This is a genomic window from Johannesbaptistia floridana, from assembly GCF_057440575.1.
Window position 1 is genome coordinate 1 of sequence record NZ_JALKVM010000212.1, and the last position, 14,039, is coordinate 14,039.

The following is a 14,039-nucleotide window of genomic DNA, read 5'->3' on the forward strand; positions in this document are numbered from 1 at the left end:
TAGGTTTACAGTATTTGTGGCTAATACCTTGAACTGTTTGGTTAGCAGTTTTAATATTGTATTTATAGCATTTTTCGTTAGCTGGAAATTATTGTTTGTATGTAATGGTTTTTCCTCCTTAAGGATAATGGTAAATGGATAACGTTTAAATACCCTTGCTTTCCCTTGATTGAGTAACTTTCTAGCTCTAGCAGGATGGCTGGGATTTAATGGTTTTTTCTGGGAATCTAACACAAAAACTCGCATAAGTAAAACTCCTATTTCTAGGGTAAAGGTCGCCTCGTCAATGTTTTTAAAGTTTGTCGAGTTAACAGCACTTCTTTAGCCCAAATACAGATGTTTAACTGTTAACCACAGTACTACAAACTGGCGAAGTATTTGTAGGTGTGATGGCAATACTGCTTTTGTTAAGAGAAAATTATTGATTAGAGTAAAGTTGAAAGGAGATTAAGTACAAAGCCAAAAACCCATCTCAGAAGCTCCCTGCTCCGGTGCTCCCTGCTTTCTCAGAAGAAATATGTTTGATTCAAAACCTACGCAGTATTGGGTGTGATCGCTTTAAAAACGTAGTTTGATTATAACTAAGACTGGTCAACTATAGGCTTTTGCAAGCCCCCACTATCATCGGTACTCCGATTATAGTGGTGGGATGTTGACTCTGTTTTTATTCCTCTTCGATGGTTAAATTTCCTGGGAATACTTACTTTCATCTTTTATATCAATTTTCCAACCTGTTAAGCGAGCAGCTAGTCTAACATTTTGTCCCTCTTTTCCAATCGCCAGACTCAGTTGGTCTGCTGCTACCAATACTAAGGCTTGACGTTCGTCAGGATTTACCAAGGTTACTTGGTCTACTCTAGCAGGACTTAGGGCATTAGAGATGTAGGTAGATGGATCTGGAGACCAACGAATCACATCTATTTTTTCGCCTTTTAGTTCATTTACCACCGCTTGAATCCTGGAGCCTTTCGCGCCAATACAGGATCCTACCGGATCCACGTCTCTTTCTAGAGTGTCTACTGCTATTTTAGTACGTGGTCCCACATAACGTGATGGGGGATTTGCTTCTCTAGCTACGGCCACAATTCTTACCACTTCTTCTTCTATTTCTGGCACTTCATTGGCAAATAAGTACACTACTAATCCGGCATCTGCCCGAGAAACAATTAACTGAGGACCTCGATGAGAGCCTTCACGTACTTTTTTTAAATAAACTTTGAATAGAGAGTTAGCTCGATAGTTATCGTTTGGTAGTTGTTCCCGTTTTGGTAATTCTGCGTCTACTTCTGGTTGGCCAAAGCCGCTGGATACTTGCATAATCACTGATTGACGTTCAAAACGTACCACTTTAGCTTGTAAAACTGTGTTTTCTATTTCTTGAAATTCTTCTTGAATTAATTTTCTTTGTTGATCCCGTAGTTTTTGTGAAAGCACTTGTTTAGTTTGAATCGCTGCCATTCTTCCAAATTCATCTTGAGGAGGAGTTACATCTAAAACTACTTCGTCCCCCAATTGGGCTTCTTTTTCTACTTCTTGTACTTCCTTAAGAGAGATATGATGATCGCTGTCGGTTACTTCTTCAACTATTTTTTTGGTGGAAAGAATACGAAATCCCTCTTCATCAGTATCTAATATCACTTCAAAATTGTCAAAGTAGTCTTCTTGATAACTAGGTTTTTGCAGATTTTGCGCTCTCCGATAACGTTCATAACCTTTGAGCAGCGCTTCTCTCAACGCTTCTTCTACTGAGGATTTTGGTAAGTTATGACTTTTACTAATTTCGTCAATCATTTTTTGTAAACCCGGTAAGTATACTAATGACATATTTATTATTTACTCCTAATTTATTCTTTTATCTTGGTTATGTTTTGTCGTCTAATTGCACTCGTGCTACCAATTCCCGGGGAATTGTGATTAATTTTCCTTTTTGTTGAATATAAACCGCTTCTTCATCGCGCCCTCCTAAATTACCTCGCCATTCTTTCTTATTTTGATAGGGGGTATAAGTTTTGATAATTACACCAAAGCCTTTGAAGCTGATAAATTCTCTGTCTGTGGTTAAAATTCGAGATATTCCCGGACTAGAAACCTCTAGTACGTAGGATCCTTCAATCATTTGGCTCACTTCTAGCCTTTCTTCTATAGCTCTACTCATTTTTTCACAGTCATCTATACCAGTATTGGCATTAAGATTTCGTATATCTATTCGTAGCACGGGAGGCCGTTGATTAGTTTGAAAAATGGCACCAACTACTTCTAAACCTAAGTTTTCCGCAATTGGAGTTGCTAATTCAATAATTTTCGGTACTATTGGATGAGTCATCAAAATCAATGCAATAAAAAAAGCGGGTTAGCTCCACTTCAAGCTTCTGTGGATTTAACCCTAGTGTTAGTTTTCGTCCAACATATTATTTTAACTTATTTTACTGGTAATTGGGAAAAACTAAACTAGATCAAATCGCAGATAAATAGTTTATGGTAGAAATAAGAATAACTTTATTTGACTTGTTACTGTAATTTAAAAAACTATGGACTGTATAATTCATCGTCGCGCTCAATTTTCTGCAAGCCATCGCTATTGGTTGCCAGAACTAGATGAAGCCGAGAATTTTCAAAGGTTTGGGGCAGGAAGTAATTTTCCAGGACATGGACATAATTACGTTCTCTATGTTTCTCTAGGAGGCAAGTTAGACAAATATGGTATGGTAGAAAATCTCTCAGTGGTCAAAAAAGTTATCAAACGAGAAGTAACCAGTCAACTTGACTACAGCTATCTTAATCAAGTTTGGCCAGAATTTACACAAACTCTGCCAACTACAGAAAATCTTGCTAGAGTAATTTGGGATAGATTAGCACCCTATCTTCCCCTAGTAAATATTCAATTATTTGAACATCCAGAACTTTGGACAGATTATCAAGGAAACGGTATGAAAGCGAATTTAACTATTAAAACTCACTTTAGTGCGGCACATCGTCTGGCTCTCAATGAACTCAGTTACGAAGAAAACTGTAAGATATATGGTAAGTGTGCTCGTCCCCATGGTCATGGCCATAACTATCATCTAGAAGTATCAGTGACTGGGGAAATTGATTCTCGTACTGGTATGATTGTAGATTTGGAGAATTTACAAAAAGTTGTTGATGATTATATTGTTGAGCCTTTTGATCATACTTTTTTAAATAAAGATATTGCTTATTTTGCTGAGGTAGTGCCAACGGCAGAAAATATCGCCGCTTATATCGCCCAAACTTTACGAGAACCAATTTCTCTTCTAGGAGTTGAACTAGAGAAAATTAAGTTAATCGAAAGTCCCAATAACTCCTGCGAAATATTCTGTGCCCAAACACCATCTCAGACTTCCCCAGAACAAGAATTAGCTTCTGTGTAAATATTTCTTTTTTGGTTTTTAATAAAAATATGCTTAAAAGCCTCTCAATCTACTTTTAAAAAATAATAAAAGGTTATATATTAACTTTTCTTAAGGTTTGATTAGAGGAAAAGCTTAAATCAAAGAGAGCAATCTTAATTAAAACTATAATAACTCTCTGATAAGATGAGCAAAAGCTAATTATTTTTTCACACAAGGATAGGTAAATTATGGAATCTAAATCTCCTAAACCAGAAACAAAAATCACAGAAACTCCCGTAACCAAAAATGATACATTGACAGGACAAAAGGTGGAAACAGTGGGAGGAAATCTCACGGCTGCTAAAAAGCCTGGAGAGATATCAGTACAAAATCTTAAAGAGCAACCTTGGAAAGAATGGGTGGATAAAGCTGCCGCTTTTCTAGCTGAAATTCCCGATTACATTGGTTCTTTTTTCTCCGGCTATCAGCGCCCTCTAATTACCCTCTTGTTAATCGTAGCTGGGCTTGTTACTGTACGTATAATCTTAGCCGTACTCGGTGCTATTGAGAACATTCCTCTGTTAGCTCCTTTGTTGGAGTTAATTGGATTAGGCTACGCCGCTTGGTTTGTATATCGTTATCTCTGGAAAGCCGAGAATCGTCAAGAGTTAATTCAGGAGTTTCAAGCCTTTAAATCTCAAATAGTAGGACAAGATTCTTCTGAGATATAACTGGATTGTGATATAAATAGCCGATTTTAGGCATAACCATAGGGCGATCGCTCCCCTGTTCAATTTGTGGAGCGATCGCTTTTTTTAAGGAAGATTTACTTTTTCTCCTGGTGTTGGTTCCATCAATTGGGTAGTTAAATTACTATTACTCAATTTTTCTCGCATTTGCGCTCCACTACCTTCTGCTGTTAACACTGAATTTAATAACCCCTCAAACTCAACATCTCCTCCTGCTGCCGTCGGTACTATATATTTTGGTTGTAACCACTGACAAACCTTAATCGCTTCTTTTTGTCCTTGTATTACTGAGCCTACTATAGGTATTTTTAAGTCAATAATAGGAGTAACCACGATATCTATGGGAGCATATTCTTTTAGTAGGGGAGAATGAAAACCGTGAGGTTCATAATAAAGACTTTGATTCGTATTTAAATCTTTAATTATATAAGCATTTTCTACTAAAGTAGGGCCAATTTGAGAACCAGGTAATGCGGTGATTGTGAGTTCATCAGGAATAGTATAGGTTTTTTCGTGTTCCAGGGTATGGATTTGTTGATATCCTAAACTCTCAACCACCTTGGTAGCATTAGGAGAAGCTACCACAGGTAAATTGCGGTCTAACTGTTCTAAAGTGGGTTTATGGGCATGGTCTTCTAATCCCTGGGATAAAAGAATCAGATCTATTTTTTCTGGTATTGATTTAGTTTTGGTGTGTTCTCCCTTGAATAGCCAAGGTAGGTTACTAAATACTAGTGAACCCACTATCCAAGGATCTAAAAGGATTTGTCTGTTACCTACTCCTATTAACCAAGAGTTACTATCTAACCAAGTTAATTCCATTTTTATTTGCTTTAACTGTCTATCTGGTTCTATTGTAAACTTTTGTTAAAGAAAACACAGAAGATGAGAGGAGAATCTAGTTCTCTAGAGAAATATATAATTTATGGTAAAATCTCTATTCATAAATTAAAAATTTTGGCCTCTATGCAATCAGAACAAAATCAAAATATATTATTAGTAGTAATTGTTAATTATCGTACAGCATCACTTACGGTTGATTGCTTAAACTCCCTAGAATCAGAAATTAAACAAATAAATGGTGCTCAAGTTGTCGTTGTAGATAATGCCTCAGGAGACGACTCAGTAGTAACAATTGAAAAAGCAATTAAAGAAAAGAACTGGCAAGAATGGGCTAAACTAATAGCTTCAAAAGAGAATGGAGGGTATGCTTATGGTAATAATTTAGCAATTCGTCCAGTGCTAAATGCTGAAAATCCGCCTGAATATGTATTGTTACTTAATCCTGATACTGTGATTCGTCCAGAAGCTATTAAGAAACTAATAGAATTCTTAAAAGAAAATCCCAAAGTAGGGATAGTTGGTAGTCGTTTAGAAGACCCAGATGGAACACCACAACATTCTGCCTTTCGCTTTCATAGTATCTTCAGCGAATTTGAAAGAGGATTTCGACTAGGATTGGCTTCAAAGTTGCTCAACAAATGGTTACTAGCGCCACCTGTATCAGATAGCTCTTGTCAAACTGATTGGTTAGCAGGAGCTAGTATGATGATTCGACGAGAGGTATTTGAGGAAATTGGACTACTAGACGAAAACTATTTTATGTATTATGAAGAAGTAGATTTTTGCTTACAAGCCTATAGAGCAGGATGGCTCTGTTGGTATGTGCCAGAAAGTAGAGTGGTGCATTTTGTGGGACAAAGTTCTGGTGTAACTAATAAAAAAGTAGTGCCAAAAAGACGTCCTCAGTATTGGTTTGAGTCAAGAGAACGCTATTTTATTAAAAATTATGGTAAGTTTTATACATTGTTAACTGATTTAGCCTGGATGTTAGGATTTAATCTGTGGAGAGCGAGAAATCTAGTGCAAAAAAAACCGATCATGGATCCTCCATACTTATTCTTAGATTTTCTGCGCAATAGTATTTTAATTAAACCAGGTAAAAGTATTAAACAAAACTAAGGGGTGTTAAATATGACAACAGAACTTGACTCCGAAAATCACCAAAAAGTAGCAGCAAATACAGAAGAAAAACTAAGTTTATGGTCAAAAATCCGAGAAGACTGGATTGCTCACGGGAGAGATTGGACAAAACCAGGTTTTCGGGCAATGGCTGTTTACCGTTTTGGTGTGTGGCGAATGGAAATTAAGCCCTTGTTGTTACGTGCTCCCTTGAGCATTATTTATCGCAGCTTATACCGCCATGTACGGAATGTTTACGGCATAGAACTCCCCTACAGCGCTAAATTAGGGCGACGTGTGATTATAGAACACCAAAGTTGTATAGTGATCCATGGATGCTGCGAAATTGGGGATGATTGTATCATTCGTCAAGGAGTAACCATTGGTAACCGCTATGCTGATAAACCTTTAGAGGCTCCCCAACTCGGCGCCAGAGTTAGTGTAGGCGCCGGAGCAAAAATCTTAGGTAAAATCAAAATTGGTGATGATGTTAATATAGGGGCGAATGCTGTAGTCTTAAAAGATATTGCCGAGGGCCAAACAGCAGTGGGAATTCCCGCTAAAATTCTCGGATCACCAACTCACGATTAGTGAGATCTAAACTAAAGAAGGTAGTTGAGCTTGATTTTGCTCAATTAAATATTCCAGATACCACCAATCTTTAGCATCATTGATATCTAAGCCTTCGTAACCCTGAGTAAAAAAAGGAACAATCTTTTCTCCGGCGATAGTTTCAGACTCCCAAACAACACGACACCAAGCTATTTCTAAGCTGGCATTTTGGATATAAACAGGTGGTAAGGATTGATAGGGGGTACTATGCCAAGGTGTAGATATGTTAAGATCCAGATGGGCTAAGCTAGATTCAGTTCCTGTAAGCAAGGGTTTGAGTAATGGCTCCTGGTATACCCACATTTTACCTGGATGTTGAGTACATTTTTCTACCGCTCTTAGGGAGTCTACATAGTCGTATGATAAAAAAGTTTTCCAGGCACGCTGAATAGTTTCTCCTTGACGCAAGGGACTAGTAGGACGCAAAATGCTAAAACATTCATATTCTTGGCCCTGTTGCCGCAATTTTTCCAAAACCTCCCTAATCCAGTCAATGTCAGCGGCTGTATCAGTAGCATATTCGGGAGAACGTAAAAAAGGAACCTCTCCACCGTAACTTTCAGCGATCGCCCCGATTTCTGGACAATCAGTAGAAACTATAATTCTCTGGAAGATGTTACTTTGTTGAGCAGATGCGATAGTATAGGCTATTAGAGGATGTCCTGCTAGGAGACGAATATTTTTTTTAGGAACTCTCTTAGAGCCACTTCGAGCCGGAACTAAGGCAAGAATAGATGGTTGTTTGGTTATATTCATTTTTAGTTTTTTGAAAATTAATTTTTAAGTCCAAAAAAAAAGTTAATTTTTCAATTTATCTTAAATCAATAAACCACATCATTATCATTGTTGATATGATTAAAGAAGGGACTATAAATATTCCAGCACAATAAGCAAATTAATAACTGCTACTTTTCGCGCAGAATCAAGGGAAAACTAACACCACAAAGAAATATGGAGTTCAACATCAGTATATGCCTTAATCCTGATTGTTCAGAAAAAAATCAGCCAGGGGCAAAAGTATGTAAGAAGTGCGGAACCAGAATACTCTTGGGCGATCGCTATCGTCCCATATCGGTATTGGGAAAAGGAGGAATGGGTAAAACGTTTTTAGCAGTTGATCAACATAGATTAGATACTCTCTGCGTGATTAAGCAGTTTTTACCTGTTTCTACTGAAGGCGCTCAAGCAGAAAAGCTAATTCAACTATTTAAGCAAGAAGCTATATGTTTAAGAGATTTAGGAAAACATCCGCAAATACCAGACTTAGAAGCTTTTTTTGCTCAGGAAGGACGATTTTATTTAATTCAGGAATTTGTAGAAGGAAAAGATTTATACAAAGAAATTCAAGACAAAGGGAAGTTTACTGAACAAGAGGTAAGACAAATAATTAACCAAGTTCTGCCGATCTTGCATTTTTTACATAGCCGCAATGTTATTCATAGGGATATAAAACCAAGTAATATTATTCGTCGTCCAGATCAATCTCTAGTGTTAATTGACTTTGGTGTTTCTAAACAACTAAGTAGCAAAGTTCAAACTAGCATTGGTACAGTAACAGGAACCTTAGGCTACGCATCTCCAGAACAAATGCGTGGCGTGGTTTTCCCCTGTAGCGATCTTTATGGCTTAGCCTCTACTTCGATAAGATTGTTAACAGGATGTTTACCCTATCCCGATGGCTATGACGAATTATTTGACCCGATCGAAGGATGTTGGAAATGGAAGGATAAAGTAGACGTAAGCGATAATTTAGCTTATGTACTAGACAAATTGCTACAAACAAAAGTAAAAGACCGTTATCAATCAGCAGCGGAGGTTTGGCAAGCTTTAAACTATAGACCTTCGACGGGGAATACAGGGAACCTAAGCCAACAACAACAACAACAACAACAACAAGTAGTAAATCAGTACTCTCAACAGCATCAACAGGTAGAGGTTAGACCTAGGCAACCAGTCCAACCCCAGCAAAGAGTTAATGTACAACCTCCTCCGCCAAGGCCGGAGAGAACAGAAGATAAGACGATAAATAGTAATGTCAATAGTCAGAGAAGGAGTAGGCCAGGTTATCGCTACTCAAGTGGATTAAGTGTACCTTTGTTAAGTGATGTAGGAGTGGATTATACTAAGCTAAAAACTCTACTAACCCAACGCAAATATAAAGAAGCTGATCACGAAACTTATCAGTTAATACTCAGACTCTGTCACCGTGGACAAGAGGGGTGGTTAAGAAATCGAGATATTGCGAGATTTCCTTGTACAGATTTAAAAACCATTGATCAACTATGGTCGGAATCTAGTAGAAATAGATTTGGATTTACTATTCAAAAGCGGCTTTATCAAAATCTGCAAAACGAAATACACCATCCCAAAAAAGTCTGGTTAGCTTTTTGTGAAAAGGTGGGTTGGCGTGAGGAAAATAGATGGTTAAACTATTCAGAGCTAGTTTTTGGAACCACAGCTCCCTATGGACATTTACCCTGTGGTTCCGCTCCTAGTGATTTAATAGAAGGTATGATACAATTTGAGCTAAGTAGTAGTTTTGTGGTGCCATCAATTATTACTGGAATCATACAAAGATTAGATGTTTGTAAATAACTACCTAAGAAGAGAAGGGATAAAGGCGTATTTGATACGCCCTTTGAAGTTCCCTATACGGCAAAAGATTTGCCACAACCGCAGGTTTGACTAGCATTAGGATTAGTAAATTGAAAACCACCACCAATCATGGCATTACTATAATCTAGTACTAATCCGTAAAGATAAAGAATGCTTTTGCGATCGCAAACAATTTTAAAGCCGTCATAGTCAAAAATTTCGTCATCTTCGCGTACTTGACTAGAGTCAGTAAAATCCATCATATAAGACATTCCCGAACAACCTCCCTGGCGAACACCCACACGAAGATAGATGTCTTGATTAGTTGATTGTTGCTCCTTTAATTGGATCAGATGCTTCATGGCATTTTCTGAAATTTGAATTCCTTGTTTTTGAGGCTGAGTTGTTAATGTCATCTTTCTTTAACTTATTGATTGGATAAAACTTTGATTAATTTCTATGTTAAAACAAAACAGTTTGTAGTTGTTAGGCGCTAAACCATGTCCACAAAACTTATCGAGATCGAATCTTTAACTTTTATAGATCGCCAATGGGAAACTAATAAAACTAAAACTCGGCCAAAATATTCCTATGCTGAGTATGAAATAGTTCGTCGTATTATGCAAAAAACAGGAGACTGGGAATATCAAAAATTAGTTACTTTCGCCAAGGGATCCCTAATCAAAGGCGCTAAGGCTTTAGCTGCTAAAACTCCTATTGTCATGGATTCATCAATCTTACAAACTGGCCTTAATTACAGTGTAGAAAGGACTTTTATTAATCCTATTTATTGTGCTCAATCTTTAGCAATTAGGCGCAATAGAGATAATTATTCCCTAGCTGTCAACATAGACATATTAGCCCAACGCTATCCCAAAGCAATTTTTATCATTGGGGAAGATGAACAGTGTCTAATTGCCTTGCTAGAATTAATAGAAGCAAATATTGTCAAATCTCCTCTAGTAATTGCCACTCCTCCCAATCTAGTTAATCAGGGAGTTACAAAAAAGCGCCTTCAAGATTCCCAGGTATCTCAAATTTGTACAGATGGGGCTAAAGGAAATGTTGTGGTGGCATTGACTATTGTCAATGCCTTAATAGATTTAGCCTGGCAAGTTTACAAACAAAATAAACATAACTTAGAATTTATGGATAAGTTAAACAACTAGCTAATTAAAATAGCTCCTCTAGCTTTGAGATTAAGCTTTTGCTCTGGTGATAAACCATAATTCTTATCAAAAACTGCGCCAGATACTTGAGCAGCACTGAGATTAGCATTACTCAAGTTAGTTTCTCTTAAATCAGCTCCCGTTAAATCTGCACCAATCAAATTAGCTAAAGCCAGACTAGCGCGGTGTAAATCCGTATACTGTAAATTGCTATTGCCTAGGTAAGCGCCAGTTAAATCAGCGCCTCCAAGTCTCGCGTAACTTAAATTAGCCTCACTCAAATCAGCATCAGTCAAGTCAGCTCCTCGCAATTGTGTATTAGCTAAATTAGCTCTACTTATTTGTATACCACTCAAATTGGTTGCTAGTAAATTTCCCCCAGCTAAATCTACAAGGGGATCTAAATTGGCTAATTCTGATAATTCTATTAAATTATTAGTGGAGGCGTTGTAAATAGTTTTTATGCTTGTTTCTATTTCAGTTAAAGCTTCCACACTGTAATTACTTTCCCCTTGAGTTTCTATCTGATGATGATTATTGCCGATAATAACTCTACTTAAACTTCCTTTTAATCTTTGGTTATTGAGAAAAAAAGCAATTTTTCTCTCTAAAATCGCGTGTTTATTAGGAGAAATATCATGCTTCCACAACCCTTCGCTGGTGGTTATAGAAATATCTTGAGGCACAATGTTGAAGCTAACACTTATTTGATAATTGGAGTTATTAATCTTAAAGCTACCTAAATTAATGTTTTCCCAAGTTTGCTGGAAACACATTTGACGGTTAGGGTTTTCTAATTCCCAGATTACTTCCTGTACAGATTCAGGGTTAGAAATTTGTTTAAATGGCGCAGGAGTCGAATGAATATTGACAAGTTGACTTTCCTGTAGCTTTAACTGGAGTTTTCCCCCTTTGAAACCATACCTAACCCTACCGTTAAGTAAATCTATCCATTCTTCCTTTAACTGCAAAGTCAAATAAATTTCTGTGATTTCATCAGCAGTTGGAACAGGAAATAATTGTATTGATAAGCCGTTAGAATTTTGATAGTCTGACACGAGTAGATAAATTAGGTTACTTTTAGATTAAATCATAATTTCTAATTTTATTATAAATTGTCGATTATATAAAAGCTTTAATGTCTTAACATTCGCTCATTCGCTCATTCTCCCCTTATGGGGTAAATAGGCAAAATAAATAGCAGGTATCGCCTAAAAAGTAATTACACTACGAATTGATTCCCCACGGTGCATCAAATCAAAAGCATCATTGATTTTAGCCAAAGGCATAACGTGGGTAATTAAATCATCTATATTTATTTTACCATCCATATACCAATCAACAATTTTAGGTACATCAGTTCTACCTCTAGCACCACCAAAAGCACTTCCCTGCCAAACTCTTCCTGTAACTAATTGAAAAGGGCGAGTACTTATTTCTTGTCCTGCACCTGCAACACCGATAATGGTAGAAACTCCCCAACCTTTATGACAACATTCTAAAGCTTGGCGCATAACATTGATATTCCCAATACATTCAAAAGAGTAATCAGCTCCTCCTTTAGTTAAATCTACTAAATACTTAACTAAATCTCCTTCTACTTCTTGAGGATTAACAAAATGAGTCATCCCAAATTTACTAGCCAACTCTTTTTTCTTTGGGTTAATATCTACCCCTATAATCATATCAGCCCCTACCAAACGGCAACCTTGAATCACATTTAAGCCAATTCCCCCCAAACCAAATACTACTACTTTTGCGCCAGGTTCCACTTTAGCTGTATAAATTACTGCGCCAATTCCTGTTGTCACACCACACCCTATATAACAAACCTTGTCAAAGGGGGCGTCTTCTCTGATTTTAGCTACAGCTATTTCTGGAAGGACAGTATAGTTAGCAAAAGTAGAAGTTCCCATATAGTGGTAAATTGGTTCACCATTCCAAGAAAAACGACTAGTACCATCAGGCATTACACCGCGTCCTTGAGTTTCCCTAATTGCTTGACAAAGATTGGTTTTAGGATTTAAACAATATTCACACTGACGACATTCTGGTGTATACAGGGGAATAACATGGTCTCCTGGTTTGAGGTTGGTCACATCTTTTCCTACTTCTACTACTATGCCAGCACCTTCATGTCCTAAAATAGTAGGAAAAATCCCTTCAGGATCTGCACCAGAAAGGGTAAAGGCGTCAGTATGACAGACTCCTGTGGCTTTGATTTCTACTAAAACTTCTTTGGGTTGTGGTCCTTCTAATTTAACTGTTTCAATGTTTAGAGGTTGTCCTGGGGCCAAGGCGATCGCCGCTTTTACATCCATATTTTATAATTATATTTTTTTTAAAATTTTAGGATATTCCCTCAATGGCCTAAAACTTTTTGTTACAGTTCTTGATATTTGCTTTTGACACCATCAATCTCAGTCACTATATTCAGCAAAAGCAAGTTAAGCTGAAAAAGAAAAATAAATCAGAAAAACTTGACTTTAGATTTAAAACTATGAGAACTATCAGTAAATATCTACCTCTACCTACTATGGGTTTTTTTCTGTCTAGCCTATGTTTAATTCCTACTAGTTATGCCCTAGATATCTCCACTAAACAGAGAGTAAAAGAATATCCCGATGAAGTTGTTCAGGGTTTTGTCAGTGGTTGTAATCGAGCAGTAACTGAAGATGGAATAGACCCTCAGTTAGCTAGAGAAATTTGTGATTGTTATATCAAAGGAATTCAAAATCAGTATACTTACACAGAGTTTCAAGCACTTCAAGATCAAGTAGCTAAAGGTGAACCACTACCAGAAAAGTTTACAGAATTAGTGAGTAATTGTATTCAACAAAAGTAAAACTAACTTTGGTTGCATGAGCGATCGCTTTTTTGACTTTTGAAAGCCGAAGGGCGATCGCATTTTCTCCCAATACTTATAGTTTTCTCAACTCCGCCAATATAGTTTCACTAGAGGCATGACCATCAACAAAAGAAAATAGATGCCTAAAGGTAATGCGACCTTGGTTATCTATTACAAATTGAGCTGGCAATGGTGCTCCCAAGGCTTGACCAATTTGATAAAGCTTAAATATTTTACAATCTGGGTCATACAGAAGAGGATAGGGTATTTCTAAGTTATTCACAATTTCTTGAGTTTGTTTAGCGTCGGTACTAGTAATCATTAGTAACTCTGAACCTAGTTGACGGATTTGTTGATAATCTTCTCTTAACTGCTTAATATGAGGGTAGCAATAGGGACAAAAAAGTTTTTCTGTGAATATGCGTGTAAAAGCTAACACTAGTGGCTGTTTACCTCGATAATTAGATAACTCTATCTCTTCGCCACCTATTTGGGGAAGGGAAAAATTAGGAGCGATTTCACCTACATTAGGAACGTTACCTGGTGGTAAAGGGATAAAATTTTGAACAACTCGATGATTAAAAGAAATACTATTACTATTCATGAAAATTTTTTAAGTTACTTTTTTTTAAGATAACATTTGACTGCTCCCCTACTCCGTTGCTGCTGGTGGAGTTTGAGTCTTGAAGTCTTGAAGTCTTGAAGTCTTGAAGTAATGAGTTAAAGAATTAATGCGATCGCCCTTAAAAATTGG

The 14,039-nt window shown here is 37.0% G+C and carries 16 protein-coding genes; 7 read left to right on the top strand and 9 right to left on the bottom strand.

Features of this window, described 5'->3' with window-relative positions:
• From MW688_RS13820 to rimP, 3 genes are all read right to left on the bottom strand, one after another.
• The coding region (locus MW688_RS13820) for an RRXRR domain-containing protein (RefSeq protein ID WP_486736596.1) at positions 1 to 246 on the bottom strand (246 nt) is incomplete at its 3' end.
• A gap of 435 nt (positions 247 to 681) precedes the next feature.
• A complete protein-coding gene (nusA, locus tag MW688_RS13825; protein ID WP_486736597.1) occupies positions 682 to 1,824 on the bottom strand; it encodes a transcription termination factor NusA in 1,143 nt (380 codons plus the stop codon).
• A gap of 37 nt (positions 1,825 to 1,861) precedes the next feature.
• Positions 1,862 to 2,323: a ribosome maturation factor RimP gene (rimP, locus tag MW688_RS13830; protein WP_486736598.1), complete on the bottom strand. Its 462-nt coding sequence runs from the start codon at positions 2,321 to 2,323 to the stop codon at positions 1,862 to 1,864.
• Positions 2,324 to 2,528: 205 nt separating this feature from the next.
• Between rimP and MW688_RS13835 the strand changes: the two genes are divergently transcribed.
• Together MW688_RS13835 and MW688_RS13840 are read left to right on the top strand one after the other, a co-directional pair.
• Positions 2,529 to 3,389: a 6-carboxytetrahydropterin synthase gene (locus MW688_RS13835; protein ID WP_486736599.1), complete on the top strand. Its 861-nt coding sequence runs from the start codon at positions 2,529 to 2,531 to the stop codon at positions 3,387 to 3,389.
• Between the two features lie 209 nt (positions 3,390 to 3,598).
• The gene (locus tag MW688_RS13840; RefSeq protein WP_486736600.1) at positions 3,599 to 4,081 is read left to right on the top strand and encodes a CAAD domain-containing protein; all 483 of its coding nucleotides are present in this window, start codon (positions 3,599 to 3,601) and stop codon (positions 4,079 to 4,081) included.
• A gap of 84 nt (positions 4,082 to 4,165) precedes the next feature.
• Here MW688_RS13840 and MW688_RS13845 read toward each other — a convergent pair whose 3' ends face one another.
• Positions 4,166 to 4,921, bottom strand: a complete 756-nt coding sequence (locus tag MW688_RS13845) for an MBL fold metallo-hydrolase (protein ID WP_486736601.1) — start codon at positions 4,919 to 4,921, stop codon at positions 4,166 to 4,168.
• A 63-nt stretch (positions 4,922 to 4,984) separates the two neighbouring features.
• Between MW688_RS13845 and MW688_RS13850 the strand changes: the two genes are divergently transcribed.
• On the top strand, positions 4,985 to 6,061 hold the full coding sequence (locus MW688_RS13850; RefSeq protein WP_486736602.1) for a glycosyltransferase family 2 protein: 1,077 nt from the start codon (positions 4,985 to 4,987) through the stop codon (positions 6,059 to 6,061).
• A 12-nt stretch (positions 6,062 to 6,073) separates the two neighbouring features.
• Complete coding sequence (locus MW688_RS13855; protein ID WP_486736603.1) at positions 6,074 to 6,652, top strand: serine O-acetyltransferase; 579 nt, start codon at positions 6,074 to 6,076, stop codon at positions 6,650 to 6,652.
• Between the two features lie 6 nt (positions 6,653 to 6,658).
• On the opposite strand, the gene MW688_RS13860 is transcribed toward MW688_RS13855, so the two are convergent.
• Positions 6,659 to 7,429 (bottom strand): acylneuraminate cytidylyltransferase family protein, encoded by a 771-nt coding sequence (locus MW688_RS13860; RefSeq protein ID WP_486736604.1) that lies wholly within the window; start codon positions 7,427 to 7,429, stop codon positions 6,659 to 6,661.
• Between the two features lie 195 nt (positions 7,430 to 7,624).
• Between MW688_RS13860 and MW688_RS13865 the strand changes: the two genes are divergently transcribed.
• On the top strand, positions 7,625 to 9,268 hold the full coding sequence (locus MW688_RS13865) for a protein kinase domain-containing protein (RefSeq protein ID WP_486736605.1): 1,644 nt from the start codon (positions 7,625 to 7,627) through the stop codon (positions 9,266 to 9,268).
• Between the two features lie 53 nt (positions 9,269 to 9,321).
• On the opposite strand, the gene MW688_RS13870 is transcribed toward MW688_RS13865, so the two are convergent.
• Positions 9,322 to 9,684, bottom strand: coding sequence for a HesB/IscA family protein (locus MW688_RS13870; RefSeq protein WP_486736606.1), 363 nt, complete (start codon positions 9,682 to 9,684; stop codon positions 9,322 to 9,324).
• A gap of 84 nt (positions 9,685 to 9,768) precedes the next feature.
• On the opposite strand from MW688_RS13870, the gene MW688_RS13875 reads away from it, so the two are divergent.
• Positions 9,769 to 10,437 (top strand): precorrin-8X methylmutase, encoded by a 669-nt coding sequence (locus tag MW688_RS13875; protein WP_486736607.1) that lies wholly within the window; start codon positions 9,769 to 9,771, stop codon positions 10,435 to 10,437.
• Here MW688_RS13875 and MW688_RS13880 read toward each other — a convergent pair.
• Positions 10,434 to 11,495 (bottom strand): pentapeptide repeat-containing protein, encoded by a 1,062-nt coding sequence (locus MW688_RS13880; RefSeq protein WP_486736608.1) that lies wholly within the window; start codon positions 11,493 to 11,495, stop codon positions 10,434 to 10,436. The genes MW688_RS13875 and MW688_RS13880 overlap by 4 nt on opposite strands.
• A gap of 153 nt (positions 11,496 to 11,648) precedes the next feature.
• Positions 11,649 to 12,758, bottom strand: coding sequence for an S-(hydroxymethyl)glutathione dehydrogenase/class III alcohol dehydrogenase (locus MW688_RS13885; protein WP_486736609.1), 1,110 nt, complete (start codon positions 12,756 to 12,758; stop codon positions 11,649 to 11,651).
• 59 nt (positions 12,759 to 12,817) lie between these two features.
• On the opposite strand from MW688_RS13885, the gene MW688_RS13890 reads away from it, so the two are divergent.
• Positions 12,818 to 13,282, top strand: a complete 465-nt coding sequence (locus tag MW688_RS13890; protein WP_486736610.1) for a hypothetical protein — start codon at positions 12,818 to 12,820, stop codon at positions 13,280 to 13,282.
• A 76-nt stretch (positions 13,283 to 13,358) separates the two neighbouring features.
• Here MW688_RS13890 and MW688_RS13895 read toward each other — a convergent pair whose 3' ends face one another.
• On the bottom strand, positions 13,359 to 13,889 hold the full coding sequence (locus MW688_RS13895; RefSeq protein ID WP_486736611.1) for a peroxiredoxin family protein: 531 nt from the start codon (positions 13,887 to 13,889) through the stop codon (positions 13,359 to 13,361).
• Positions 13,890 to 14,039: the final 150 nt, after the last annotated feature.